This window comes from Bradyrhizobium sp. Rc3b, assembly GCF_900114915.1.
In the GTDB taxonomy this organism is placed as follows: domain Bacteria; phylum Pseudomonadota; class Alphaproteobacteria; order Rhizobiales; family Xanthobacteraceae; genus Bradyrhizobium.
In genome coordinates this window covers 320,682-346,355 of the sequence record NZ_FOUS01000009.1, presented here as the reverse complement: position 1 = coordinate 346,355, position 25,674 = coordinate 320,682, and the positions used below count along the sequence as shown (strand labels likewise).

The 25,674-nt window shown below is 64.7% G+C and carries 20 protein-coding genes and 1 pseudogene; 9 read left to right on the top strand and 12 right to left on the bottom strand.

Features of this window, described 5'->3' with window-relative positions; genetic code table 11:
- Window positions 1–25: 25 nt before the first annotated feature.
- The 3 genes from BM190_RS23000 to BM190_RS22990 form a co-directional block, all read right to left on the bottom strand.
- Complete coding sequence (locus BM190_RS23000; protein ID WP_092259212.1) at window positions 26–1,720, bottom strand: PAS-domain containing protein; 1,695 nt, start codon at window positions 1,718–1,720, stop codon at window positions 26–28.
- A gap of 124 nt (window positions 1,721–1,844) precedes the next feature.
- A complete protein-coding gene (locus BM190_RS22995; protein WP_092259211.1) occupies window positions 1,845–2,375 on the bottom strand; it encodes a gamma carbonic anhydrase family protein in 531 nt (176 codons plus the stop codon).
- An 89-nt stretch (window positions 2,376–2,464) separates the two neighbouring features.
- Entirely contained in the window at window positions 2,465–2,794 is a 330-nt protein-coding gene (locus BM190_RS22990) for a DUF6949 family protein (RefSeq protein WP_018322105.1), read from the bottom strand.
- Window positions 2,795–3,017: 223 nt separating this feature from the next.
- Here BM190_RS22990 and BM190_RS22985 point away from each other — a divergent pair, with 223 nt between their 5' ends.
- On the top strand, window positions 3,018–3,725 hold the full coding sequence (locus BM190_RS22985; protein ID WP_092259210.1) for a hypothetical protein: 708 nt from the start codon (window positions 3,018–3,020) through the stop codon (window positions 3,723–3,725).
- Between the two features lie 118 nt (window positions 3,726–3,843).
- Here BM190_RS22985 and BM190_RS22980 read toward each other — a convergent pair whose 3' ends face one another.
- A complete protein-coding gene (locus BM190_RS22980) occupies window positions 3,844–4,941 on the bottom strand; it encodes an AraC family transcriptional regulator (protein ID WP_244550707.1) in 1,098 nt (365 codons plus the stop codon).
- Window positions 4,942–5,024: 83 nt separating this feature from the next.
- Between BM190_RS22980 and BM190_RS22975 the strand changes: the two genes are divergently transcribed.
- Genes BM190_RS22975 through BM190_RS22965 form a run of 3 tightly spaced genes read left to right on the top strand, consistent with a single transcriptional unit; the run spans window position 5,025 to window position 8,760 of the window.
- Window positions 5,025–7,151 (top strand): molybdopterin-containing oxidoreductase family protein, encoded by a 2,127-nt coding sequence (locus tag BM190_RS22975; protein ID WP_092259209.1) that lies wholly within the window; start codon window positions 5,025–5,027, stop codon window positions 7,149–7,151.
- A gap of 2 nt (window positions 7,152–7,153) precedes the next feature.
- Window positions 7,154–7,459 (top strand): ferredoxin family protein, encoded by a 306-nt coding sequence (locus BM190_RS22970; RefSeq protein ID WP_026202677.1) that lies wholly within the window; start codon window positions 7,154–7,156, stop codon window positions 7,457–7,459.
- The gene (locus tag BM190_RS22965) at window positions 7,456–8,760 is read left to right on the top strand and encodes an FAD-dependent oxidoreductase (RefSeq protein WP_092259208.1); all 1,305 of its coding nucleotides are present in this window, start codon (window positions 7,456–7,458) and stop codon (window positions 8,758–8,760) included. The genes BM190_RS22970 and BM190_RS22965 overlap by 4 nt, the downstream gene beginning before the upstream one ends.
- Before the next feature lie 136 nt (window positions 8,761–8,896).
- Here the strand turns inward: BM190_RS22965 and BM190_RS22960 are convergent, their stop codons facing one another.
- Both BM190_RS22960 and cysE read right to left on the bottom strand, forming a co-directional pair.
- Complete coding sequence (locus BM190_RS22960) at window positions 8,897–9,115, bottom strand: DUF3126 family protein (RefSeq protein ID WP_007602550.1); 219 nt, start codon at window positions 9,113–9,115, stop codon at window positions 8,897–8,899.
- 145 nt (window positions 9,116–9,260) lie between these two features.
- The gene (gene cysE, locus BM190_RS22955) at window positions 9,261–10,085 is read right to left on the bottom strand and encodes a serine O-acetyltransferase (protein WP_018322099.1); all 825 of its coding nucleotides are present in this window, start codon (window positions 10,083–10,085) and stop codon (window positions 9,261–9,263) included.
- 292 nt (window positions 10,086–10,377) lie between these two features.
- On the opposite strand from cysE, the gene BM190_RS22950 reads away from it, so the two are divergent.
- The 3 genes and pseudogenes from BM190_RS22950 (at window position 10,378) to BM190_RS41920 (ending at window position 13,253) form a co-directional block, all read left to right on the top strand.
- A complete protein-coding gene (locus tag BM190_RS22950) occupies window positions 10,378–11,754 on the top strand; it encodes a hypothetical protein (RefSeq protein WP_177237228.1) in 1,377 nt (458 codons plus the stop codon).
- A 154-nt stretch (window positions 11,755–11,908) separates the two neighbouring features.
- Window positions 11,909–12,715: an alpha/beta fold hydrolase gene (locus BM190_RS22945; RefSeq protein WP_092259207.1), complete on the top strand. Its 807-nt coding sequence runs from the start codon at window positions 11,909–11,911 to the stop codon at window positions 12,713–12,715.
- A 246-nt stretch (window positions 12,716–12,961) separates the two neighbouring features.
- A pseudogene (locus BM190_RS41920) lies at window positions 12,962–13,253 on the top strand (hypothetical protein).
- A 458-nt stretch (window positions 13,254–13,711) separates the two neighbouring features.
- Here the strand turns inward: BM190_RS41920 and BM190_RS22935 are convergent.
- The 5 genes from BM190_RS22935 to BM190_RS22915 form a co-directional block, all read right to left on the bottom strand.
- Window positions 13,712–15,022, bottom strand: coding sequence for an HlyD family type I secretion periplasmic adaptor subunit (locus tag BM190_RS22935; protein ID WP_092259205.1), 1,311 nt, complete (start codon window positions 15,020–15,022; stop codon window positions 13,712–13,714).
- The gene (locus BM190_RS22930; protein ID WP_092259375.1) at window positions 15,019–16,722 is read right to left on the bottom strand and encodes a type I secretion system permease/ATPase; all 1,704 of its coding nucleotides are present in this window, start codon (window positions 16,720–16,722) and stop codon (window positions 15,019–15,021) included. Before BM190_RS22930 ends, BM190_RS22935 begins: the two co-directional genes overlap by 4 nt.
- 290 nt (window positions 16,723–17,012) lie before the next feature.
- A complete protein-coding gene (locus BM190_RS22925; protein ID WP_092259204.1) occupies window positions 17,013–20,552 on the bottom strand; it encodes a DUF5801 repeats-in-toxin domain-containing protein in 3,540 nt (1,179 codons plus the stop codon).
- A gap of 737 nt (window positions 20,553–21,289) precedes the next feature.
- Window positions 21,290–22,045: an alpha/beta fold hydrolase gene (locus BM190_RS22920; RefSeq protein WP_092259203.1), complete on the bottom strand. Its 756-nt coding sequence runs from the start codon at window positions 22,043–22,045 to the stop codon at window positions 21,290–21,292.
- A 115-nt stretch (window positions 22,046–22,160) separates the two neighbouring features.
- Window positions 22,161–23,297, bottom strand: coding sequence for a hypothetical protein (locus BM190_RS22915; protein WP_092259202.1), 1,137 nt, complete (start codon window positions 23,295–23,297; stop codon window positions 22,161–22,163).
- Window positions 23,298–23,605: 308 nt separating this feature from the next.
- Between BM190_RS22915 and BM190_RS22910 the strand changes: the two genes are divergently transcribed.
- Complete coding sequence (locus BM190_RS22910; RefSeq protein WP_007602543.1) at window positions 23,606–23,851, top strand: zinc-finger domain-containing protein; 246 nt, start codon at window positions 23,606–23,608, stop codon at window positions 23,849–23,851.
- Window positions 23,852–23,869: 18 nt separating this feature from the next.
- The gene (locus BM190_RS22905; protein ID WP_092259201.1) at window positions 23,870–25,072 is read left to right on the top strand and encodes an FAD-dependent monooxygenase; all 1,203 of its coding nucleotides are present in this window, start codon (window positions 23,870–23,872) and stop codon (window positions 25,070–25,072) included.
- Window positions 25,073–25,097: 25 nt separating this feature from the next.
- Here BM190_RS22905 and BM190_RS22900 read toward each other — a convergent pair whose 3' ends face one another.
- Entirely contained in the window at window positions 25,098–25,526 is a 429-nt protein-coding gene (locus BM190_RS22900) for a hypothetical protein (protein ID WP_018322089.1), read from the bottom strand.
- Window positions 25,527–25,674 lie beyond the last annotated feature (148 nt).

Here is a 25,674-nt window from a genome sequence, read left to right as displayed (position 1 = left end):
GCTGCCGTGAGGGCGCGCATAATCGCTAGGCGGCCGCCACCATATTCTCCGTCCGGTCCTCGACCATGGTCACGAACATGTGGGACTCTTCGCTGGCGCCACCGATCTGAACCCGCCGTGCGGAGATGACGCGGCGCCCGCGCGCGGGATTGTCGATGGTATCGATGATCGGCTCGAGCTGCTGTTTCTGCGCGAGCAGCTGCTTGTCGCGCCGCTCGATCAGTTCGGCCGCCTCCGGGGAGAACAATTCCCGCGCGGTCTTGCCGATGATCTCGCCGCGCGACATGCCGATCATCTTCTCGGCCGCCTTGTTGACGAAGACGTAGCGCAGATTGCGCGCATCCTTGGCGATGATGCCCTCGGCCACGTTCTCGATGATGGTGGCGAGGAAGCGCTCCATCCGCTCGAGAATGCGCTCGCGCTGGCGCTGTTCGGTGACGTCCTCCTGCACCGACACCCAGCCGCCGCCGTCCATCGGACGCTCGTAGATCTTGATGATGCGGCCGTCGTTCAGGGCGATCTCGTAGGCCGCCGGTTCGCGCCTGGCGATCCGGTCGAGAACAGCTGCAACATATTTCGCGACGTCGCCGCTGAACAGCCCGCTCTTGACCCGGTGCTGGAGGATATCCTCGAGGGTCGATCCGGCCTGGATCGTCTCGGGCAGATTGTAGATCTGCCGGTAGTTCGAGTTCATCGCGACCACGACCGCCTTGCCGTCGAGCATGATCAGGCCCTGCGGCATGCTGTTGATCGCCGCCGAGAGCTGCCACTTCTTGGCCTGGTACTTGTCGTTGAATTGGTCGCGCTCGGTCCGCGCGGCGTCGCGCGCCTGGGCGGTGCCGAGCTCGAGCTCCTCGAGCTCGAAGATGCGCGCGACGGCGTCGCGGAAGTTCTGCACGGCGCGCGCAAGGCGTCCGATCTCGTCGTGACGGTCGAGATGCGGCACCTCGCTCTTGACGTCGCCTTGCGCGATCCGGTCGGTCGCCTGCGTGATATCGGCCAGGGCGCCGACGATCGAACTGCGCATGACGACGACGTTGAGCGCTGCCAGCATCAAGGCGGCGAGTCCGAGTGCGAACAGATAGGCAGCCGCATAGCGGTTCTCATTGGCGAGTTCGTCCGCCTCGCGGGCGCGCTGCTGGTAGATGCGCTCGAGCGCCTCGATATCGCTGTTGAGCTTGCTGCGCACGGTGCGGTTGGCGTCATTGTCGCCCCATTCGCGCCCCGCGGCCGGGCTGATCTCGATCCCGCGCCGCACCAGCTCCTGACGGAAGTCGATGAATTGCAAGATGCGCTGGCGGAAGCTCGCGAACAGCTCGGCGTCGTCGTCGCCGACGTTCTTCTCCATGCTCTTCACGGCCTCGGCGAGCTCGCGGTTGCGCCGCACCAGCCCGTCCGCGAACGGCTTCATCGCACGACGATCGGCCGACATGTAGATGCCGCGTGATTCCATCACGATGGCATAGATCAGCGCATTGATGCGCCCGACGCCGATCGCCGCCTCGGCGGCGGTGACATGCATGTGGCGATACGTCGTCTGCAAGCGCACGGACTGGACCGACATCACCAGGAGGAAGGTGGTGACGATCGCAAGGAAGGCGGCGATGCTGTAGACCTTCTCGGCGACGGTCAGCGTGTCGGCGCCACGAGCTAGTCTTACGAACTTCTTCAATAGATTGGTTCCGGCACCGAAGCCGGATCCCAGCGCCGTCGCATTCATGGCGCCGCTCCCCCTAGTTGAAAACGCTCGACGATAAGCGTGATCGCGCTAGCGGAGGATTAAAGTACCGGCCTGTATTTTCACGGTACGGAACCGTGCCGCGCGGAGAGGCCGCGCGGACTTCTCACCCGATCCGCTTCAGGCCCTTCTTGAAGCGCGGACCGTTGGCCACGTAAAACCTCGCCGCACTCCCCATCTTCTGCACCTGGGCGTCGTCGAGCGTGCGGATCACGCGCGCCGGCGAGCCGATGATCAGGGAACGTTCGGGAAATTCCTTGCCCTCGGTGATGACGGAACCGGCTCCGACGATGCTGTTGCTGCCGATCTTCGCCCCGTTCATCACGATCGAGCCCATGCCGATCAGCGCGCCCTCCTCGATGGTGCAGCCGTGCAGGATGACATTGTGGCCGACCGTGCAGTTCCGGCCGATGTGAAGCGGAAAGCCGAGATCGGTGTGGCAGGTCGAGCCGTCCTGCACATTGGCGCCCTCGCCGATCTCGATCCACTCATTGTCGCCGCGCAACACCGCGCCAAACCAGACGCTTGCGCCCGGCTTCAGGCGCACGCGACCGATCACGGTGGCGGTCTCGGCGATGAAATAATTGCCGTCGGCGGGAAGGTCGGGCGCCTGCCCGTCGAGCTCGTAGATCGCCATTGGGGGTCTCCTGTCGCGTTGACCACTGGCATAGCCAAACGGCAGCCGCGACGCAAAGGCCCGCGCCGGCAGAGCTCAATGCGCGGGCGTCAGCCCAGAACGCCGGCCGCGCGCAGCGTCATCAGGAAGAAGGTGCCGCTCATCATGCTCCAGAAGCCGGCGATGAGGGTCGCCATCATCACGAACTCGGCGCGGCGGCTTTCCACCCGCATGCCGCGCAGCGTGTTGCGCATGATGATGAAGGGCGCGGCGAACACCAGGAACGGCACCGCAGCGAAGGTCTTCGGCGCCACGCCGTCCTGCAGCAGGCCGAACCCGGCGGGCCGCTGCGCCAGCGCCTGGTATCCGTTCACGAGCGCGCCCGCGAGCGCGAAGCCAATGCAGATCGAGAAGAAGGTGTTGAAAGCTTCAGGTGTCATCGGAACGGTCCGCTCTTACGCAACGCCGAGCATTCCTGTGACAAATGGAGCCGGTTAACGCTACATTATCCTTAAGGGAAGGTTAACGCCGCCGTCCTGTCCACGCAGGGCCGTCCCCGCCCCCCCGCAGCCGGGAACGCTGCGCGAAATCGCCGCCGCGTGGCATATTCGCCGCTGATTCGTCGGCCACCGGCCGACTTCCGGCTCGACCTCGTACAAGCTCATGACGGTGTTTTCGGCAGTTCCCCATAGATCCCCCCGCACGCGCACCTGGGCGCATGCCGTCCCGATCGTGCTCGGCGGCATTGCTGCGGTCTGCGCGGTCGCGCTCGTCGCCTATCTGTTGTGGCCGACCTGGGGCACCCGCGGCGCGAACGCCCCGGACAAGCTGCCGGTGAGCGTCGGCGGCACGCTGTTCAACCTGCCGGTGACGGCGATCCGCATGAAGATCCAGCGGCACTCCGGGCCGCAGGAGCGCATCGATCTCGACTTCCTCTATCCCTCGCTCGAGCCGCCTGGCGCGCCGAAACACGTCACCGCCGACACGGTGGAGGCGGCGGCGCAATCGATCGACCGCATCTTCCTATCGATCACGGCCCATCACGATGCGCTCTCGCCCGAGCAGCGGACAGCCACGATCTATCCGCGCTATCTCGACCAGGCCGCAGCGACGCCCGCGGACGGCCTGACGATGCGGATGTTCCGTGCTGACACGCCATACGGCAGCGAAGATTTCTATTCGGCTGCAAGCCCCGCGCTGACCGCGCGCTGCACCCGCGATGCGTCAACGCCCGGCATGTGCCTGTCCGAGCGCCGCGTCGGCGGCGCCGACCTCACCTTCCGCTTCCCGCGCAGCTGGCTGTCGCAATGGCGCGATGCGGCGGAGGCGATGGACAGGCTGACGGCGCAGCTGCGCGGGCCGAGGGGCTGAGCGCGGCCGCGAGATCGGCTTGCAGGCCGGGCTCAACCCCTCATCGAACCAAATCTCGAAAAACAACCCCATGCACAGTAGCCAAGTCACGGCCGCACTTCGTATTTTTAGATATTCGTTATTTACGAATCAAAGCTTGACCCATCGGGCAAAACCCGTGGGATCTCAAGGCCACATCATCCACACTTGATGCGGGCAGGCTCAATCCTGCCCCTTCCGCGCCCGATAAAGGCTCGGCGTCGTGCCGACCGCCTTGCGGAAGGCGCGGTTGAAATTGGCCTGCGAGGAAAAATCCCGCGGCAAAGGCGATATCGACCAGCGGGCGATCGCTGGTCGATAGGAGCCGCTTGGCGAGATCGAGGCGCTGACGGCTGACATATTCGTGCGGTGCAGTTCCGGTCGCCGCCTTGAAGCTGCGGGAGAAATGCGCCGGGCTCATGCAGGCCACCGATGCGAGATCCTTCACGGTGAACTCGCGCTCGACGGATGCGTCGATGAATTCCGTGACGCGCGACAGGCGCCTTGCATCGAGCGGTTTCTGCACGGCATAGGATTGCTTCAGCCGGACTGAACTGGCGGCGTAGCTGTGCACCAGATGGGCGGACAAGGCCCGCCCCAGGCTTTCGATCAAAAGGCGGCCTGTGGAGGTCTCCTGCGCGAGCTCCGCGAGAATGCGGTCCGCGACATGCTCGATGAACATGTCCCGATCGATCGTCTCGTAACGGATGGACATGCCCGAGGGATCGATGTCGAGATCCCTAAGCATGGTGTCGTCGAACGGCTTGCCCGGAAGAAAGAGATGCAGGCATTCCTGCATCTGGTTCTCGACGCGGATGAAGTCTTCGCGGATGCCGGCCGGGCAGAGCCAGACGGTGCCTCTCCTGCCGAAGGTGCGCTGCCGCATGCCAGCGCCTTCGCGGTCGACGACCGAACTGCCGCGCAGCAATATCGCGATCTCGGTATCACGCGGCAATTGCGGAGGGAGATCGCCCGGCTCATGACTCCATCGCTCCGCCAGGAGATGCCCCCACCGCCGGTCGTTGGACGTCTGGAGCATTCTGCCGGTAACATATTTATCGACAGAGTTGCCAAGCATACCCATCGGAAATCTCCGCCAGATCACGCGATGTACGGGTAGAGAGGTATTGCCGGTTCCAGCAATTAGCATGCCAGAGAACCGCCAGGGCGTCCACCGGACGAGAGCAGTCCGGGACAACAACACCGCACGTTTTGAAAAGCCAAGGCGGGTCCGGCCGCCGCATCCTTCGGACCGTCTTGAATCAGGAAGCGGAGAGATCCATGGCGAGGTCCACGGTCATAGGCGCATGCCCCCACGACTGCCCGGACACCTGCTCCATCCTGACCACGGTCGAGGACGGCAAGGCGATTGCCGTCCGCGGCAATCCCGATCACCCGTTCACGCGCGGACGGCTCTGCGTCAAGGTCAACAATTACGAGGAGCGCGTCTACAGCGACAAGCGCATCCTCCATCCGCTGAAGCGGGTCGGCCCGAAGGGCTCCCGGCAATTCCAGCGGATTTCCTGGGACGAAGCCATCGACACCATCGCATCGCGCTGGACCTCCGTGATCGCCGAGCACGGCGCGCAGGCGATCCTGCCATACAGCTATCTGGGCACGCAGGGCATCATCAACGGGTTGAATGTCGGAGATCCCCTCTTCAACAAGCTGGGTGCGACAGTGCTGGAGCGCACGTTCTGCGACTCCGCCTCGTGCACAGCGTACATGATGACGATCGGGCACACGCCCGGCGTCGACCCCGAAAGCTTCGTGCACTCGAAATACATCATCCTGTGGGCCTGCAACACGCTGAGCACGAACTCGCATCACTGGCCGTTCATCGAGCAGGCAAAGAAGGCCGGCGCCAAGCTCGTCGTGATCGATCCCGTCCGCACCCGCACCGCGCGCCTCGCCGACTGGCACATTCCGATCCGGCCCGGCACTGACGCCGCGCTCGCGCTGGCGATGATCCACGTCATCATCAAAGAGAACCTTGTCGATCGCGACTACGTCAACAAATACACCGTTGGCTATGAGGAGCTGGCCGAGCGGGCCGCGACCTACACCCCTGAATTTGCCTCGCAGGAAACTGGCATTCCCGTCGACGACATCCTCAAGCTGGCCAGAGAATTTGCGACCACACCGCCCGCCGTCGTACGCATCGGCGTCGCGGTCGAGCGGCATGCCGGCGGCGGCCAGACCGTGCGTGCGATCGCCTGCCTTCCGGGGCTGATCGGCGCCTGGAAGCATGTCGGTGGCGGCCTGCTCCAGCTGCCAATCTGGGCCTTCCCGGTCAGATGGGACGTGCTGATGCGGCCCGATCTGCAGCCCGAGACAATGCGCGTGCTCAATTCCTGGCGGCTTGGAGCTGCGCTGACCGGCGAGCTCGGCTTCGACCCACCGGTCAAGGCGCTGTTCGTCTACAACGCCAACCCGATGGCGATGGTGAGCGAACAGGCCAAGCTCGAAAAAGGGCTCGAACGCGAGGATCTATTCACCGTCGTCAGCGAGCACTTCCTGACCGACACCGCCAGATATGCCGACATCGTTTTGCCCGCAACCACGCAGCTCGAGCAGAAGGACATCATGTTCTCCTGGGGGCACCTCTACCTCTCCTACAACAACCAGGCGATCGCGCCGCTCGGCGAAGCCGTCTCCAACACCGAGCTGTTCCGCCGCCTGGCGCGCGCAATGGGCATCACCGACCCCACTTTCTTCCGGACCGACGACGAAATCATCGAAGCTTCGCTCGACTGGAGCAGCCCGGTTCTCGAAGGCATCACGCTCGACGGCGTCAAGACCAAGGGCTATGCGCGCCTCAACATGCCGGCGCCCGCCGACTGGGCGCCGCATCGCGAGGGCAATTTCCCGACCGCCTCCGGCAAGTGCGAGTTCAAATCGACGATCGCGGGCGGCGGCAACTTCGTGGTGCCGCTGTTCCGCCAGGGCTACAACGGCGACCAGGATGCCACGCCGGTCGATCCCCTGCCCCACTACATCCCGCCGAACGAGAACCCGCGCACGGCGCCGGTGCTCGCGACGCGCTACCCGCTCAGCCTGATCTCGCCGAAGAGCCACGCCTTCCTGAACTCGAATTACGGCAATCTTCCCGCGCAAACCGCCCAGGCCGGCGAAGAACAGGCGGTGCTTCTCAATCCCGATGATGCCGCACAGCGCGGGATCGTCGCCGGCGCGCCCATTCGCGTGTTCAACGATCGGGGCTCATTCGAAGCCTTTGCGACCGTTTCGTCCGACATCATGCCTGGAGTCGTGGTGGCGCCGTCCGGGTACTGGCAGCGGTCCAATCGCAAGGGCGCGACGGTCCACGTGCTGACGCCGCCGGCGTTCGCCGACCTCGGCCGGGCCCCGACATTCTCCGACATCCTCGTCCAAGTCAGCGGGGCGTGACGATGACTTATGTGGTCACCGACAACTGCCGGGGGTGCCGATACACCGAATGCGTCACGGTGTGTCCCGTCGAGTGTTTTCACCTCGATGAGTCCATGACCTATATCGATCCGGAAAACTGCATCGACTGCGGCGGCTGCGCGCCGGCCTGCCCGGTCGGTGCGATCGAGCCCGACTATCGCCTCGCAGCCGACAAGAAATTCTGGATCGACGTCAACCGCAAGCGCGCCGCCGAAACTCCCGTCATCAGCGCGCGCCTGGTGCCTCTGCCGGGCGCCGACGAACGCCGCCTGGCGCTCGGCCGATGACAGGCGGGACGCGCGTCGCCGTGGTCGGCAGCGGACCGAGCGGCTTCTACACGGCCGAGGCCCTCTTGCGTTCCGGTACATCCGTGACGGTTGACATGTTCGAACGGCTCCCGGTGCCGTACGGGCTGGTGCGGTTCGGCGTGGCGCCCGACCACCCGAAGCTCAAGCAGGTGACGGCAGCGTTCGACCGCATCGCCGCCATGCCCGGCTTTCGCTTCATCGGCGGTGTCACGGTCGGAGACGATGTCACGGTCGACGAGCTGCGTGAGGCCTATGACGCCGTCGTGTTGGCAACGGGCGCCGAACTGAGCCGGCCGCTGGGCATTCCGGGCGAGGCTCTTCCCGGGAGCCACAGCGCCGGCGATTTCGTCGCGTGGTACAACGGACACCCCGATTTCGCCGATCTCAGCTTCAATCTCGACCATGAGGCGGCAATCATCATCGGTCACGGCAATGTCGCACTCGACGTCGCACGCATTCTCGCCAAGACCGCCGACGAGCTGCGACAGACCGACATCGCGCGCCACGCGCTCGAGGTGCTGGGGGCGAGCCGGATTCGCGAGATCTCCATCGTCGGCCGCGGCGGACCGGTGCAGGCCAAATTTAGCGCCAAGGAATTGCGCGATTTCCTCGAATTGAGGTCATGCGACACGCTCGTCGACGACCGCGATGTCACGCCGAAGGACTTCGAACCGCAGCATCCCGCAGATCCGGAGCTGGTCGAGAAGCTGTCGCTGCTGCGCGGATTTTCGCAGCAGACCGCGACCAGGCCGCGCCGCTGTGTCTTTCGATTTGGCTTCTCGCCCCTCGCGATCCACGGACGAGACCGGGTGGAGACCCTCTCGGTGACGCACCGGTCCGGCGCCGTCGAGGACATCGCCGGCGGCCTCGTGTTCGGCAGCGTCGGCCGCAGGACGGCGCCCGTCACCGGCGTGCCCTACGACACACATCGCGGCGTTCATGCCAATGCCAATGGACGTGTCACGAACGGGCATTGCGTGATCGAGGGCCTCTATGCCTGCGGATGGAGCAAGCGCGGTCCGAACGGCACGATCGGCACCAATCGCGGCTGCGGCATCGCCACGGCAGAGGCCGTGCTGGCGGATCTTGCGCATCGGCGAGCGCGCCCGGACACGCCGGATGCGCTGCTGGCACGCGTCGTCGGCCGCGTCACCCGCGTCGTGAGCTATCCGGACTGGATGGTGATCGATACTGCCGAGAAATCCAGGGGAGCCCTGCTCGGCAAGCCGCGGGAAAAATTCGTCACAATCCCCGACATGCTCGCAGCGGTGGGCGCGTAACCCCGGAACCGATCGCGCCACCGGACCGCACTAAAGCGCGATGCGATCAGGATGAATCGTCATCGCGCTTTAGGTTGTTGTTTAAGCATGATCTTTTCGGAAAACCGCTGCGCACTTTTCCGGACCACGCTCGCATCTACTCCTGATCGACGAGATCGTCCTCGAGGATCGCCATCTGGAACTGGAACGAGCGATCGTCGTCCTCGTCGTCGACGAAGAGAACGCCGATGAATTCCTCGCCGATATAGACTTCGGCGGAATCGTCCTTCTTCGGCCGCGGCACGACGCGGATCTTGGGATTGCCGAATACGCGCTTCAAATACGCATCTAACTTTCTGACTTCTTTGACGTCCACGGCAAGTCTCCGATCGAAAATGGTCGGCGGGTTTTAGGACGAGACGCGACGAACCGCCAGCATGAATTGCCAAAGAATTTGGGGACCGAAAGGGCCGGAAATCCGGCCCTTTTCGCCTTCAAAGCCAAGTCTTAAGCCCCAAGTCTCAAAGCCCCATCGCGTTGATCATCTGATCCATCGTGCGCGACGGTTCGGCGCACCCGGCCTCGCCGACGACCTTGGCAGGCACGCCCGCGACGGTGACGTTGTGCGGCACGGGCTTGACCACGACCGAGCCGGCGGCGATGCGCGCGCAATGGCCGATCTCGATGTTGCCGAGGATCTTCGCGCCGGCGCCGATCAACACGCCATGGCGGATCTTCGGATGACGGTCCTCGTTCTCCTTGCCGGTGCCACCGAGCGTGACGCCGTGCAGGATCGAGACGTCGTCCTCGATCACCGCCGTCTCACCGCAGACGAAGCCGGTGGCGTGGTCGAGGAAGATGCCGCGGCCGATGCGCGCGGCGGGATTGATGTCGGTCTGGAACACCGCGGAGGCGCGGCTCTGCAGGTAATACGCAAAATCCTTGCGGCCCTTCAGCCAGAGCCAGTGCGCCAGGCGATGGGTCTGGATGGCGTGAAAGCCCTTGAAGTAGAGCAAGGGATCGATGAAGCGCGAGGTCGCGGGATCGCGATCGTAGACGGCCACGAGATCGGCGCGGAAGGCGTTGCCGAGATCGGGATCGTCGCGCAGCGCCTCGCCATAGGTCTGGCGCACGAGGTCGCCGGACAGCGCGGAGTGATCGAGCCGGTCGGCGACACGGTGGATCACCGAATCTTCCAGGCGGCTGTGATGCAGCACCGTCGAATAGATGAAAGTCGCAAGCTCGGGCTCGCGACGGACGATGTCCTCCGCTTCGCCCCGGATCCGGTCCCAGATCGGATCGAGCGATGCGAGCTTTCCTCCCGGATTGACCTGATGCACTGCCATGGATTTGCTCTTTGGGATTTGCTCTTTCGAGTGGGCTCGTTTTGCCGGCTTTATAGCATAGTGTAGGCGACGAAGTCCTGACCGGCTTGCCTGAGAGTGAACAGCGCCTTGCCCTGCCAAAGCATGCCAAGACATTGAAACACAACAGTTTCTTTCGAAGCCCCCAAGCAGCAAGGTCGGCTCAAAGTGGTCAGAGTTTTGCCAAATTCAAGTCGGGCCGCGTCAAACTATTGGTGAATTCTCTCCCGACCCTTATTGCGAGCATGGTTCGGGGCGAGGACGGGGAACAGATTTGAGCATCACCACCGATCAATTGCGCGCACGCGCCGGGGATACGCTTTGGCTGCGTCTGGCGGCGGTGGCCCTGCCCCTCCTGATGATCGCGCCGGCGTTCTGGAACGGCTACCCACTGTTGCAATGGGATACCGGCGGCTATCTGGCGCGCTGGTACGAGGGCTATCTCGTCCCCAGCCGCTCCACGGTGTTCGGCCTCTATCTGCACTTTGGCGAGAGTTTTGGCTTTTGGATCAACCTCGCGGTCCAGTCGCTGGCAACGCTGTGGCTGTTGCAGCTCACCCTGCGCGTGCTCTCGATGATGCAGACTGTCCGCTTCGTCGCGATCAGCCTTGGCCTGATCCTGTCGACCGCGCTGCCCTGGCTTGCGAGCATGCTGCTCACCGACATCTTTGCAGGACTCTCGGTGCTGTCGCTGTTCCTGCTGGTCGTCGGCGCCAGCCGAACCTCGGTGCTCGAGAAAATCTCGCTGTTCGTCTTCACCGCCTTTGCCGCCGCCACCCACAGCGCCACGCTCGGCGTGCTGCTCGGTCTTTGCGTCGCGGGCTGGATGGTACGGCCGTTTCTCAAGGAGCGCCTTCCGCTGGCCGGATTGGCGCAGGCCAGCCTCACCATCGTTGCGGGCGGGGTGATGCTGGTCTCGGCGAATTATGCGCTGTCCGGCAAGCTGGCCTGGACGCCCGGCGGTTACGGCGTCGCCTTCGGCCGCATGATGCAGGACGGCATCGTCGCGCGCTACCTCAACGACCATTGTCCCCGCGAGCGCTACAAGCTGTGTCCCTATCGCAACGAACTGCCGGCGACGGCAGATGAGTTCCTGTGGGGCAAGAGCATGTTCAACGCGCTCGGCCGCTTTGAAGGCATGAACGAGGAGATGGGTTACATCGTCGTGCAGTCGCTGAAGGATTATCCGGCCTGGCAGGCCGGCGCGGCGCTGCGGGCGATGGGCCAGCAATTGCTGCATGTCGCGACCGGCGAAGGCACCAATGGCTGGATCCCGCACACCCGCGGCATCATCGAACGCTACGTCCCCGCGCAGGCCGGGCCGATGCGCGCCGCGCGGCAGCAGAATTGGCAGCTCGACTTCACCGCAATCAACTGGCTGCACGTGCCGGTGGCGCTGGCCTCGATGCTGGCGCTGGTCGCGCTGCTCGGCCATGCGCTCGCGAACCGCCGGCTGGACGATTTGATGCTGCTGGCGGCGACCGTGACGCTGGCGCTGCTCGGCAACGCTTTCATCTGCGCCGTGATTTCAGGCCCGCACGACCGCTACGGCGCGCGGATGGTGTGGGTCGCCACCTTCGTGGTGCTGATGGCACTGGCGCGGCGGTTTGGCGAAACTGATCCGTCAAGACCGGATCATCGCCACTCCTAGATGGCCCGGGCTTATCTAGTCCGCTTGCGTAACCAAGGCGATGGACGGCATGCCCGCCGCGCTCGACAGCCTGGATCACCTCGCTTTTATCTTCGGCTGCTCTTCGCCTTGCCCGAGAAACGTGTCCGCAAAACCCCGTCCAAGGAGAGCTAGCATGCCCTATGTCACGTCCGCAGACGGCACCCAGATTGCCTACTCCATCGACGGCAGCGGTCCGGCGGTCATCCTTACCACCGGCTCGCTCGATGACGGCAGCGAGAACGCGCGACTTGCAACAGAACTCAGCCGTTGGTTTCGCGTGGTAAATTATGCGCGGCGCGGTCGCGGCGAGAGTGGTGACGGGCGCGAATATTCAGTTGCCCGCGAGATCGAGGACATCGCCGCGCTCATCGACGCGGCGGGGGGCGGCCGTGCTGCGCTCTACGGCGTGTCGACCGGCGGCGCCCTGGCCCTCGAGACGGCTGCCACATTGCGGTCCATCGATGCGGTCGCAGTCTATGAAGTGCCCTACGACCTCGCGCCGGAGACGCCGCAACAGCAGCGGGCCTATGTGGCCGAGCTCGACAGACGACTGTCGGCGGGGCGGCGCGGCGATGCCGTAGCACTGTTCATGGAGCTCGCCGGAAGTTCGGCTGAAGAGATCGCCGGCGCTCGCGCGCATCCGGTCTGGCCGAGTCTCGAGCGAATAGCGCATACGTTGGCCTACGACGCTGCCGTGCTGGGGACGCGCCAAGCCCCGTTGGAACGTTTCGCGCGCCTTCACCAGCCGGTGCTGGTTGCCACGGGCGGCGGCATCCCCCCGTTCGAAGGTGCGGCCGACGCGCTCGCGGACACGATCCCCCGGGCCCGGCGAAAGGTGCTCACCGGTCAGGGCCACGTGGTGGACCCGGCCGTGATGGCAGCAGAACTGAAGGCGTTTTTCGAGGAGGCTAGGCCGGCCACGTCGTCAGAGCCCCGTTAGATCGCTACTTGCACGGCGAGCTTCGCCGCGCTGGTTTTCGAGGGTACGGCATCGATGTCCGCAGTTTGGCCTTTGCTGACGTCCCTGCCCGTCTCGACCTGAGGTCCATAACCGCCCTTAGCGACCTCCGGGATGCTGAAAGGTCATCACCCCGGCCGCCGCCGGCGCCGGAATTCCCGCCTGCTCACAGGAACAAAATTTAATTGATTTAATTTATTTAATATTATTTAATACCGCTCGAGAGAAATGACCATGGCAGACCAGGACGACGACCGACGGGAATTCTTGAAGACCTGCGGAAAGTTCGCCGCCGTGACGCCGCCGACCATCACCCTTTTGCTATCAACGTCCCTCACGTCCAACGCGATTGCACAGTCTGGCGCGGGGGGCGGTCCACCATGACCATCAGCACCATGGCAACAATGGCCCGCGCAACGGCGGCCGCGATGGCAGCCCCAACGGAAGGGCGATAGAGGCCGCTGAGCCGACGCGCGGCCTGCGGAAGGAGACACAATGCAGCCCAGGCGCCGTGACGTAGATTGGCACTTCGCCTCCATGATCGTCTCGTCGATATGGCTAGCGATCTTGGCTGCCGCGCTTATAGCGGTGCTCATCCGAGCGCAATCCTGACCGCCCAGGCCGCGCGAGAGCGAGGATCGCGGGTCCTGGAACCATAGATGGGATATTTCCCGATCGCGCGGAAGGACCGTGAACCTGGGAGAGGCACCAGCTTGCATATTGGATCATTCGATCGACCCAATGCGCGCGATGACCTTCGGGCCCTGTAATGGTCTTCGTGCAACCGCAGCCGCAGACGATGACCGCATCTTCGGCCATCGCACTTGGTTTCGTCGAGCAGCGATCGCTTCGTCGAAAAGGAACAGCCAGAACTTGGCGTTCAACAGCCTATCCGCGTCGGCAAAGAACCCGCGCAACTGAATCCGGTGATAGCCGCCCTTAACAAGAGATTGCCTTCACTTTAGGGGAGGTCGCAGCTTAGCGCTCGCGCCAGGCGCGCATCAACTGATCGGAGAGCGGCTTGACGAGGTACGACATCACCGTGCGCTGGTCGGTCTGAATGAAGGCTTCGACCGGCATGCCGGCGATCAGCTTCAGGTCGCCCAGGCGGGCGATCTCCGCCTCGGGAACTGCGATGCGGGCTACATAGAAGCTCGTCGTGCTCTTTTGGTCGACCGCCACGTCAGCGGACACCTGGCTCACTTCGCCGTTGAGTTGGGGTGTGGTGCGCTGGTTGAAGGCCGTAAAGCGCAACAGCACCGGCTGGCCGACCGACAGACGATCGATCTCATGCGGGGGAATCCGCACCTCCACGACGAGCGCGTCGTGCGTGGGGACGATAAGCATGATCTGCTCGCCGGGGCTGATGACGCCGCCGATGGTGTGCAGCGCCAACTGATGCACGGTGCCGTCCTGCGGCGCGCGAATATCGATGCGTTTGAGCTGGTCCTCGGCGGCAACGCGTTTCTCGACCAGCTCCGAGGTCTTGGCGCGGATCTCGGCGAGATCCTTTCCGACTTCGGTGCGCAGATCCTGATCGATCTGCATGATTTGCAGCGTGGTCTCGGTGATCCGGCCCCTGACTTCGGCGATGGCCGCGACCAGAGCGCCACGTTCGCCATGCAGGCGCACCGCGTCGCGCTCGAGCGTTGTCAGGCGCGTGATCTGTACCAGATTCTTTCGCCACAGGTCGCGCACGCCCAGAAGCTCCTGGTCGATGAAGGTGGTTTCGCGGTCTTTCGCCTGGATCTGCTCGTCGAGCCCGCGGATCTGCTCCCGGAGCTGGCCTATGCGCTCGCTGAGCTGCGCCTTCTTGCCGGTGCGGGCGGCGCGGCGCAACTCGAACAGCTTGCGCTCGCCCACGATCAGTCGATCGACGTCGGGATCGGCGGCACGATCAATGAGGTCGGCGGGAAATTCGAGCCGGTCCTGGCCGTCGCGCTCAGCCTCGAGCCGCGCCCGGCGCGCCGCCTGTTCGTCGAGACTCTTGACGACGATCAGGAGATTGGCCCGCGTCACCGTCTCGTCGAGGCGCACGATCACGTCGCCAGCCGTCACCCGCGCACCCTCGCGAACGTTGAGTTCACCGACCACGCCGCCAGTCGGATGCTGCACCTTCTTGGTGTAGCTGTCGACCACCAGCGTGCCGGAGCCGACGACGGCGCCAGCCAGTTCCGTGGTCGCGGCCCAGCCGCCGGCGCCCCCGGCAAGAATGATGACGCCCACGAGGCCGGCGCGCAGGTGCTGGCGGATCGCGTGCGGAACCTGGTTCACCGGCTCGCGGTTCAAAGGCTCGCTCCTTCGGTTACGACCTTAAGCGGCACTGCCGGCCGCGGCTGCATCATCTTGGCCAGCAGCGCGTCCTTGGGCCCGAACGCCTGCACGCGCCCCTCGGCCATCACGATCAATTGGTCCACGCCAGCGAGCGCACTGGTGCGATGCGCGACGACGATGACAATGCCGCCCCGCGCACGCACGCCGTGGATGGCCTGCGTCAGGGCCTGGTCGCCGTCGGAGTCGAGATTGGAGTTGGGCTCGTCGAGCACCACCAGGAAGGGTTCGCGGTAAAGGGCACGGGCGAGCGCAATGCGCTGCCGCTGCCCGGCAGAGAGCGCCGCGCCGCCTTCGCCGATCGGCGTGTCGTAGCCTTTCGGCAAGCGCAGCACCATCTGGTGCACACCGGCGGCGTTCGCGGCGGCGATCATCGCCTCGGCGTCGGGAACGGGTTCGAAGCGGTTGATATTCTGCGCCACCGTGCCGGCGAACACCTCGACGTCCTGCGGCAGATAGCCGATGTGGCGGCCGAGCGCCTCGGAGCTCCATTGGTCGAGCGCGGCGCCGTCCAGCCGCACCTTGCCACGCGCCGCCCCCCACACACCGACGATGGCACGCACCAGCGACGACTTGCCCGATGCGCTCGGGCCGACGATGCCAACCCCCTGCCCCGGGTTCAACGCGAAGGAGGCTTCCAGCACGACGGCGGTCTGCTCGCCCGGCGGCGCCACGGAGACAGCCTCGACGGCGAGGGTCTTGCACGGCGGCGGCAACGGCGTCTTCTCCTCCTCGGCCGGGAGTTGCGCCCATTGCTGCTGCAGACGTTTCCAGCTTTGCCGGGCCGCGATCAAGCTCTTCCAGTGGGCGATGGCGAGCTCGACCGGCGCGAGCGCGCGCGAGGTGAGAATGGCGCCGGCAATGATGATTCCCGCGGTCGCCTCCTGGATGATGACGAGATAGCCGCCGACGGCCAGCACCGCCGATTGCAGCACCATGCGCAGCACCTTGGAGGCGGAGCCGAAGCCGCCGGCGATGTCGGCGGCGCGCCGCTGGGTGAACATGTAGCTGTCATTGACGTCCGCCCAGCGCGCGGCGAGCCGCCCGCGCATGCCCATGGCCTGCAATACCTTGGCATTCCGCCGGCTCGCTTCGGCGAGAGCGTTGCGTTGCGCGATCTGGCCGGTGACTTCCTTCGTGCGCGCACGCGTCAAGCGGTCGGTGAGAAGGGTCAGGGACACGAGCATCACCGAGCCGATCGATGCCGTGAGCCCGAGCAGCGGATGAAACATGAAGCAGATCGCGAGATAAAACGGGATCCAGGGCAGGTCGAACAGCGCGGTCGGGCCGAGCCCGGAGAGATAGCTGCGCACCTGGTCGAGATCGCGCACCGGCTGCAACCCGTCGCCGCTGGCGCGCGCCCGCAGCGGCCAGCGCGCGACGACGTCGTAGGCGCGCGCCGAGAATGCGCGGTCGAGCCACTCGCCGATGCGGACGAGGATGCGCCCGCGCAGAATGTCGAGGAATGCCTGGAACGAATAGAGCGCGCCGACCAGCGCGGCGAGGCCGATCAGCGTCGGCACGCTGCGGCTCGGCACCACGCGGTCGTAGACTTCGAGCATGAAGAACGAACCGGTCAGGTACAGCACGTTCAACATGGCGGTGATCAGGCCGAGCCCGACCAACACGCCGCGACAGGCGTGAAGCGGCGAGGACATTTGATGCGCGTGAGCTGGCTCGTCGGGTCGCGCAGCTGCCGCCGCGCGCCGCCGCTTCCAGACCAGCCTGATGAAAATGAAGGCCGCCACGGCCAACAGCCCGACGCGGATGGTGAAGCTCGCCAGCTCCTCTGGATAACCGAGGACCTGGCCACACCAGGCGGCAGCAGACCGGGAGAGATGGCCGCACCAGACGGTGACACTATCCGGCATCGAATCTACTCCAGCCCCGTGCGACCGAACAGGTGCCGGCTGCGCGCCAAAGCGGCGTGCAGCCGGCGGCTTGCGATTCAGATCGTGATGACGCCGTTGTGGTTTCCGTCAATCCCGACCGAGAAAATGCTGGAAGCCGTATCCCCGTCGGCATCAGCGATCTGCACGGTGAAGTCGAGCTTCTCGTCGGGCGCCGGCTGCGACTGGATCAGGCTGAACCCGCCGATGTCGAACGTGTTGTTGTCGTTGCCATCGATGCCATCATGGGCGCTGATGTTTTCGATCAGCACGCGGTCGTGGGTCGTTCCGCTCGTCGTCCACTGCACCTTGTCGCCGGTGCTCAGCCCGGTGATGATCAGATTGCCGTCGCCGTCGATCGTCGCTTGCGGTGTAAACTGCAAGTTGCCTGTTTTGACGACGAAGTCGGTGATCGAGAACGACGTGATGTTGACGTGCGTGTCGTTGGTGAGCCCGTCGACGAACCCCGCCCCCGGCTCGTAGGCGGTGCTGAAGGCCGTGATCTTGACGGTGACGGGTCCGACGCCCGGGTTCGTCTGGTTGACGGTAAAGGACGCCGACGTCGCATTGAACAGGGCCTGGAAGTCGATGTTGGCTTCGACATCGGCCTCGTTCTGGTCCAGATTCGGCACGAGGAAGTTCGTGTTCGCGCCAGTCACGTAGGTGATGTACGCGCCTTCAGTGGGATAATTGGCGCTGTCATTGAGCTGGTTGCCGTTGACACCGAACGACGTGGTGCTGCCGGCCTGGCTGATGTTGAGCACGTCCTTGGTCGTGATGTTGCCGCCCTGGGACTGGTTCAGCGGATTCTCTCCAACCACCACGATCTGGGTCGAGGCAGGATCGCCGAAGGTCATGAAGAGATTGCTGCCGGAGGGCGCTCCGGCAAAGCTGAAGCTGACCTCCGCGGGCGGAGGATTCTGCAGGACATCGAAAGTGTAGTTGCCGCCGGACACGGTCAGCTTGAAGAAATCGATGTCGCCCGCGGTGTGTGTGGTGCTGCCATCTACGTCCTTGTAGTAGGTGGCGACAGTATTGCTGTCCGTGAGGGCCCGGAGCAGCGTTGTCTGCGAGACCGTGCCATCCAGGATCGTCAGGCTCGCCGGCGAGCTGGTGATACTGTACGTCGCTGGGTCGTCCACTCCGCCCGCTGCGTTGAGCGTCTTGGTTACGCTGGCGCCGGCAGCAAAGTCCACCTGCCCATCGGCGATGGGCCCGATGGTCGGCCCGTCGTCCTGGAACTGCACGGCATCGCCGATGCCGGTCGAGCTCGTCGCCGTGTCGCCGTCACCGTCTGTGACCGTCACCACCGCCAGCAGCGCGCTCTCGGTGATGTTGATCGCCTCATCGTAGCTGGCGCCGCCGGTCGGATGCTTCAGCGAGGCATATTGCGCCACGCTGACGACACCGCTCGTGCCGTCGATCGCCACCGCGAAGGCCGCGGCTCCGGCGGAACTGCCGATGCGGCCGACCACTAGGCTGCCTTCCTTGAACAGGAAGATGCTGGCGCCGCCGGTCGTGTCGAGGCCGGAATCCACGCCTGCGGCGGACACCGCCAGCGAGAACGCCGTCGTCGCGCCCTCGTTATCGGCACCCGCAGAGCTGCCGGTCGCGCTCACGACGGGGGTGGCATCCTGTGCGTAGCCGGGGCTGAGATCGGTGCTTTTATTGGCGACGCCAGCGAACAAGGCGACAACACCTGCCGCAGTTGTGTCGTCGGCATCCGCGTCGACCCCCGCAGTCTCGTCATGCGCTACCGTCGCCGTGCCCTGCGCGATTCCCGCTGTCGGTCCGTCGTCCTGGAACTGCACGGCATCGCCGATGCCGGTCGAACTCGTCTTCGTGTCGCCGTCGCCGTCGGTCACCGTCACCACTGCCAGCAGCGCACTGTCGGTGATGTTGATCGCCTCATCGTAGCTGGCGCCGCCGGTCGGATGCTTCAGCGAGGCATATTGCGCCACGCTCACGACGCCGGTCGAGCTGTTGATTGCCACCGCGAAGGCCGCGGCGCCGGTCTCACCGCCGATGCGGCCGACCACCAGGTTGCCTTCCTTGAACAGGAAGATGCTGGTGCCGTTGGTGGTGTCGAGGCCGGAATCCACCCCTGCGGCGGATACCGCCAGCGAGAAGGCCGTCGTCCCGCCGAACGAGTCGGTGCCATACGAGCTTCCGGTCGCGCTCACGACAGCGGTCGCATCCTGCGCGTAACCGGTCGGGCTGAGGTCGCTGCTGACGTTGGCTACGCCCGCAAACAGCGCCACCACGCCCGCCGCGATGGTGTCATCGGCATCGCCCTGATTGCCCGCGGTCTCGTCATGCGCCACGGTCGGCGCGCCCTGCACGATCCCCGCCGTCGGGCCGTCATCCTCGAAGTGGATGGCCGTGCCGACCACGGCGCTCGCGGCGTTGGAGCTGACAAGGCTGAAGCCGCCGATATCGAAGGTGTTGTTGTCGTTGTCTGGATTGGTATCCGCGTTGCTGATGTTTTCGATCAGGACGCGGTTATGGGTTGCGCTCGTTGTCCACTGCACCGTGTCGCCGCTGCTCAGGCCGGTGACCGTCAATGTGCCGTCGGCGTTTACGGTAGCGGCCGGAGTATATTGCGTATTGCCTGATTTTTTGACGACGTTGATGAAGGAGGCCGATGTGATCGCGATCTGCGTGTCGTTGCTGAGCCCGTCGACGAAATTCACCCCCGTCTCCGCGGCGGTGCTGAAGGCCGTAATCTTGACGGTGACGGGGCCGATGCCCGGATTGGTCTGGTTGACGGTGAAGGAGCCGCCGGTCGCGTTGAAGACGTTCTGGAAGGCGATGTTGGCTTCGACGTCGGCCTCGTTCTGATCGAGGTTCGGCACCAGGAAGTTCGTGTTCGTGCCCGTGACATAGGTGATGTACGCCCCCTCACCAGCGTTGATCTGGTTGCCGTTGACGCCGAACGAGGTGGTGCTGCCGGCCTGGCTGATATTGAGCACGTCCTTGGTCGTGATGTTCCCGCCCTCGGATTGATTGAGCGGGTTCTTGCCAATCACCACGATCTGGGTGGAGTTCGGATCACCGAAGGTCATGAAGAGATTGCTGCCGGACGGCGCTCCGGCGAAGCCGAAATTGATCTGCTCGCTGACCGCGACCTTGAGATGGCTGCCGAGGTCGAGGGAGTCATCGGGGTTGGTGCCATCCAGATGCTGCAGCGCCTCGTATTGAACGCTCCAGATCTTGGCACCGGTCGCGGTCTGCTCGAGATAGACCGCGAAGACGATGACACCCGCAGCCGTCTTGCCGACCACGATGTTGTCGTTCGTGGGGTCCGCCCAAAGGAAGACCTCCTCGCCGTCATTGGTGAAGAGACCGCTCGTGTCACCGTCGAGCGCGCCGCCAGTCGAATCGGTGAAGGCGAGGTTGCCGATCGCGCCCGTGACGCCGCTGATGGTGATAACGTCGCCGCTGCTGACCGCGTGGTTGATCTCCGTGGCCGGAGCGCCCAGTGCCGTCAGCCGACTTGAAAACGCGCTCGGGAGCGTCGTGTTGGTGTCGTCGTTCTGCAGATCAGCGGTTTCGTCGAGAATAACGGTTGTGCCGGTAAGAGTGACTGAAAGTGCCATGAGAAACCTCCTACAAGAGAATAATGGTAGGCTTGCACATCAGAAATTCCTGCGTCAGCTCTTCGGCGTATCGCGAGTTTCGACAACGCCGGCATCATCGGCGGCAAGCCGATCACAGGCTCCTTCTTTCTCTTTCATCGAAGAATTTCCCGCCACCCGGGAGGCAACGCACGCATCACACGACAAAGCAAGACCGCTTCGTCTCTCTGCCAAGTGAGAGAACGAACTTGCAAAACATGCAAAACGGTCGGAAGCGTGCGCCGCCCCGAGCGGCGATCACACCTTGCTGATTGGATATTTCCTGAAGCAAGCAGCGTGCACAAACATGGCCGCCTCCCCAAACAATGAACGTTACTCTGAAGCCCTCTCAATCAATCAGGGCCAACTCTGTTCAAGTGCGTGTGGGCTCGCAATCTCAATTCCTGTCGAGTATTAAATCTCGACGAAAATAAAAATTTAAACCAATTATTAACAAATGTAAATAGCGGCGCAATGTCGCTCGCGTTCGTGCGAGGAGATCTCGCGGCTCTCTTGATGATCTTCAGGCCTTGCGGCCATCTTGCGCAGCACTCGCGTACAGTTCGTTGGACTAACGCTCGAGATAAATGTCCGTTAGTGCCCTTTGCTGACGTTCCTACCCGCTTCGAGCTGAAGTCTCGTCAGCGCTCTTGGCGGACTCCAGATCTCTGCGCATAGGATAGCTGGGCAACAACGTCATCCCCTCAGCCAACATTGCCTCAGCCGCGGCGTGACAGAAAATCCAGCACGCCGGTCTTGTAGACCTTGTCGCCGACCGCGCGCATGTGGTCGCGGTTGGGAATGTCGAGCACTTCTGAGCCGGGGATGATCGCGCCGAGCGCGCTGGCACTTCCTGCGACGTCGTCGGTCGAGCCGACGGCGATCAGCACCGGCAAGTCGATGCGCGCGGCCTCGTCGCGGGTCATGAGGTCGCGCGTGCCGCGCAGGCAGGCGGCGAGCGCACGGTGATCGGAGCGAGTCTGGTCGGCGAACGCACGGAAGGTGCGGCCAACGGGATCGGTGACGTCGTCCAGCGAGGGCGCCTCCAGCGCCTTGGCGACGTTCTCGCCGGGACCGGTGCCTTCAATCAGCCCGCCGATGCCGATGCCGCCGAGGATCGCCGAGCGCAGGCGCTGCGGCTCGTTGAGGGACAGCCACGCCGCCATCCGCCCGCCCATCGAATAGCCCATGATGTCGGCCTGCGGGATGGCGAGATGATCCATTAGCGCGAGCACGTCGCCGGCCATGGTCGGGATCGAATATTGCGCGGGCTCGTAGAGCTTTGCACTTTCGCCATGGCCGCGATTGTCGAGCGCAATCACGCGGCGGCCGTTCTTGCGCAGCTCCGAGACCCAGGTCGGATAGACCCAGTTCACGTTCTTGCTCGAGGCAAAGCCGTGCACCAGGATGATCGGATCGCCCTCGCCTTCATCGAGATAGGCAATTTCAACGGCGCCGTTGTGAAAGCTCGGCATCTGCAGTTCCGCGGGTCTGGAGGGGAATGGTTGATCTTAGAGCATGATCCGGAAAACTGTGCAGCGCTTTTCCGGCAACATCATGCTCAAACAATAGCCTGAAGCGCCGCGCGCCTCAGGCCGTGACGGCCGCGTTGGCCAGAGCAGCTTCGGCTGCGATCTGGGCAAGGCGCAGCCGCCGCGCCCGTTTGCGATCGCACCAGGCCTGGGTGAGGCGCTCGGTGGTCGCCTTGATGGAGGAGAGAAGGCCGAACAGCGTCAGTGCCGCACTGAACAGCCAGAGAGCCAGATTGAACGCGCCGCCGATCAGCAGCAGCGCGCCCCGGCCGAGCAGCTTCATGATCGCGCGCGTCTTGCTGCCTTGCGCTTCGGCAAGCCGCGCCGCGCGTGCGATATCCTTCGGGCCTTCAGCGATGCGCAGCGTATCCATCGCCCCGCGCGTGCCGGTCTTCTCGGCGACGCGGGTGACGTCCTTGCCGAGCCGGACCAGCGCACCGGCCTTCTCGGCCCGGAACGCGGCCTTGATCGCGCTGACGGTCTCGCGCGGCCGCAGCACCGAGCCTGATACCACCGCATTCCGCAGCGCCGGCGTGTCGACGACCTCGCGCGCGGACCGGCCGGCCCAGACCGCGAGCCCCTCGCCGAGCCGCCCGACTTTGCGCGCGTCCTTCACCAGCGTCAGTCCGGCGCGCACCGGCGCCGCGCCTCCGACGGAAACGTAGGTCGCCGCCGTCACCGCAAGGCCGGCCGCCGCAAGCCCGAGCACGAGCCGGTCGGTGTCCTCGCCCATGGCCAGATGCTTGCCCTCGCGCACCACGTCCCTGATGTCGCCGATCACGAAGAGATCGCCCGCCACCGTCCCGGAGAGGCTCGCGACATCGTCTGCATTTCCGGTGACGAGGCCGGTGGCGAAACGCTTGGCGAAATGCGAGGTGGAGCTTTCGGCTTTGACCGCGTCATTGACGCGGCTCAGGAGGTCGTCGGGCAGCGCGATGTTGCGGTCACGCGCGAGCGCGACAAAACTGTCGGCAAGATCGGCATCGCCGGCGGCGAGCGCGGCCTCGATGTTGTCCTGGACCAGGCGATCGTTCTGCCGCAGCACTTGATCGAGCTTGAGCTCGGAGAGCACGGCCGGATCATCCTGGGCGGCGAGTATCGCGCCGGCCTCACGGGCGTGCGGCGCTACCTGCGCGAGCAAGAAGCCGCACGCCGCGATGCCGGTCAAAGCTGTGGTGATTCGCAGCCACTTCATGTGGAAAAGCCCGGAAGTCCCTGGGATCCCTTGCGCCTGATGATTCGTCTTTCGGCACAAATTTGCTCGTCCACAGACATAGTATGCCAAAATTGCGACACAACGTCCCCGACGAAAGAAGGGCTTCTCTCAGGCCTTAAGATTGTGTCGAATTTGCATGAGCAAATGAGCATGGGGCAATTGTGGACCTTTCGGTTCCGCTGGACTAGCAATCATCCACACCCGCCAGTATGGTCCGCGGCGCCTTAAAGATGCCGCGTCAGTTCTTGATTGTGTCTGCCGCCATTGCCACTCCAGGATGAGTTACGATGTCCGACCATGTCGTCCCGCACTTCCACAACGATGCCGGTGTCCCCGTCATCGAGATCGGCTCGCAAGAGTTCATGTGCGTTGGCGCCAACCCTCCGTTCGACCATCCGCACGTCTTCCTCGACCTCGGCAACGACAACGAGATCATCTGCCCCTACTGCTCGACGCTGTACCGTTTCGCGGCCGACCTGAAGGCGGGCGAAGCCCGCCCGCCGGAATGCGTCCTGAAGGACAAGGTGGCCTGACCGCTTCCATCGGTCAGGGTGGCGCTCTCCCGCACGATTGTCATCGCCGGTGCCGGCATCGGTGGACTGACGGCCGCGCTGGCGCTCGCGGCCCGCGGCTTCCGTATCGTCGTGCTGGAAAAGGCCGAGCGGCTCGAGGAAGTCGGCGCCGGCCTGCAACTCTCCCCCAATGCCAGCCGCGTGCTGGTCGAGCTCGGCCTCGCTGAGCGCCTCAAGCTGCGCGCCGTCACTCCGGAAGCGGTCTCGATCATGAGCGCGCGGGCCGGCGGCGAGCTGCTGCGGATGCCGCTCGGTGAAGCAGCGTCGCTGCGGGCCGGCGCCCCCTATTGGGTGGTGCACCGCGCCGACCTGCAATCGGCGCTCGCCGGCGCTGTTGCCGATCATCCCGACATCGACCTGAAGCTGGGCGCGACCTTCGAAGACGTCGCGCCTCACGCCAAGGGGCTGACGGTGGTCCACCGCAGCGGCACGATCCGCCGCAGCGATCTCGCCAGCGCGCTGATCGGCGCCGACGGCATCTGGTCGACGGTCCGCCAGCATCTGTTTCCCGAGGTGCAGCCGCGCTTCTCCGGGCTGATCGCCTGGCGCGGCACGCTGGACGCCACGCAACTGCCGAAGGACTACACCGCGCGCCGGGTGCAGCTGTGGATGGGGCCGAATGCCCATCTCGTCGCCTATCCGATCGCGGGCGGCCGCCAGCTCAACGTGGTCGCAGTGCTTCCGGGCACCTGGAACAGGCCGGGCTGGAGCACGCCCGGCGATCCGCTGGAAGTGATGGAGGCCTTCGCCGCGCCGCGGTGGCCGGCCTCGGCGCGGATGATGCTGGCCACGGTCGACAGCTGGCGGAAATGGGCGCTGTTCGGCGTGCCCGATGGCTGCCCCTGGAGCAAGGGTCCGGTGGCACTGCTCGGCGATGCCGTGCATGCGATGCTGCCTTTTGCAGCCCAGGGCGCCGGGATGGCGATCGAGGATGCCGCGGTGCTCGCCCGGCATCTGAGCTTTGAAGCCGCCGAGAGCACAGCGGGCATCAGTGCTGCGCTGACGCAATACGGCCGTGCCCGTCAGGCGCGGGTGCGGCGAGTGCAGCGAACCGCGCGGCAGCAGGGCCGCATCTATCATCTCAGCGGGCCGCTTGCGGCCGCACGCGATCTTGCGATCCGCGCGCTCGGCCCGGACCGCATGCTGGCGCGGCAGGACTGGATCTACGGCTGGCGGCCCTGATGCGAAGCGCCGCTGGCGCGGCGCCTCAGCGTGACGCTTTCCCGGATTTCGAAGCGGGCTTGGCAGCCGCCGCGGGGGACAATTGCGTGGCAGGCGGGGTCGCCTCCGGCGGCGTTTCCCGGCACTTGTTGCGGCGCCAGGCGTCCTCGGCCATTTGCGCCGACCCGCGCACGGCGACATAGTCGTTGCGATAGGCGAGTTCGGACACCACCGCGCCACCGGCCCCGGTCTCGGCCTTTTCCATCAGCCCCCGCAAATCGTCAGTGCGTTTGGCGAGCGTCTTGCGTTCGGCCTCCAGCTGCTTGCAGTCGTACAATTCGTATTTGGCGGGATCGGCAAAGGCCGGCGCGACCGTCTCGCTCATACCGGCGCAGCCGGACAACGCGGCGCCGGCCGCAAGCAGCGCCAAGAGCGCGCCGAAGCCGCGCGGCGAAGTGGAAAACGAAGCAGCCATGCCGAATGAATAGTCCCCGTGGATTGAGAATGCCTAAAGCAACAACAGATGTCCGGATTGAGGCTTTGCCTTGTGCGCCCGGCTCGCTTAAGGAAGGACCGTCCCTCCGGGCTCGCAACGCGCCAATTCCAGACGGCTAGGATGGACT

Coding starts and splice junctions, on each gene's coding strand:
- BM190_RS22965 (WP_092259208.1), top strand. CDS start 7,456: ATGACAGGCGGGACGCGCGTCGCCGTGGTCGGCAGCGGACCGAGCGGC.
- BM190_RS22900 (WP_018322089.1), bottom strand. CDS start 25,526: ATGGCTGCTTCGTTTTCCACTTCGCCGCGCGGCTTCGGCGCGCTCTTG.
- BM190_RS22975 (WP_092259209.1), top strand. CDS start 5,025: ATGGCGAGGTCCACGGTCATAGGCGCATGCCCCCACGACTGCCCGGAC.
- BM190_RS22915 (WP_092259202.1), bottom strand. CDS start 23,297: ATGAAGTGGCTGCGAATCACCACAGCTTTGACCGGCATCGCGGCGTGC.
- BM190_RS22910 (WP_007602543.1), top strand. CDS start 23,606: ATGTCCGACCATGTCGTCCCGCACTTCCACAACGATGCCGGTGTCCCC.
- BM190_RS23000 (WP_092259212.1), bottom strand. CDS start 1,720: ATGAATGCGACGGCGCTGGGATCCGGCTTCGGTGCCGGAACCAATCTA.
- BM190_RS22925 (WP_092259204.1), bottom strand. CDS start 20,552: ATGGCACTTTCAGTCACTCTTACCGGCACAACCGTTATTCTCGACGAA.
- BM190_RS22990 (WP_018322105.1), bottom strand. CDS start 2,794: ATGACACCTGAAGCTTTCAACACCTTCTTCTCGATCTGCATTGGCTTC.
- BM190_RS22945 (WP_092259207.1), top strand. CDS start 11,909: ATGCCCTATGTCACGTCCGCAGACGGCACCCAGATTGCCTACTCCATC.
- BM190_RS22970 (WP_026202677.1), top strand. CDS start 7,154: ATGACTTATGTGGTCACCGACAACTGCCGGGGGTGCCGATACACCGAA.
- cysE (WP_018322099.1), bottom strand. CDS start 10,085: ATGGCAGTGCATCAGGTCAATCCGGGAGGAAAGCTCGCATCGCTCGAT.
- BM190_RS22995 (WP_092259211.1), bottom strand. CDS start 2,375: ATGGCGATCTACGAGCTCGACGGGCAGGCGCCCGACCTTCCCGCCGAC.
- BM190_RS22930 (WP_092259375.1), bottom strand. CDS start 16,722: ATGTCCTCGCCGCTTCACGCCTGTCGCGGCGTGTTGGTCGGGCTCGGC.
- BM190_RS22920 (WP_092259203.1), bottom strand. CDS start 22,045: ATGCCGAGCTTTCACAACGGCGCCGTTGAAATTGCCTATCTCGATGAA.
- BM190_RS22985 (WP_092259210.1), top strand. CDS start 3,018: ATGACGGTGTTTTCGGCAGTTCCCCATAGATCCCCCCGCACGCGCACC.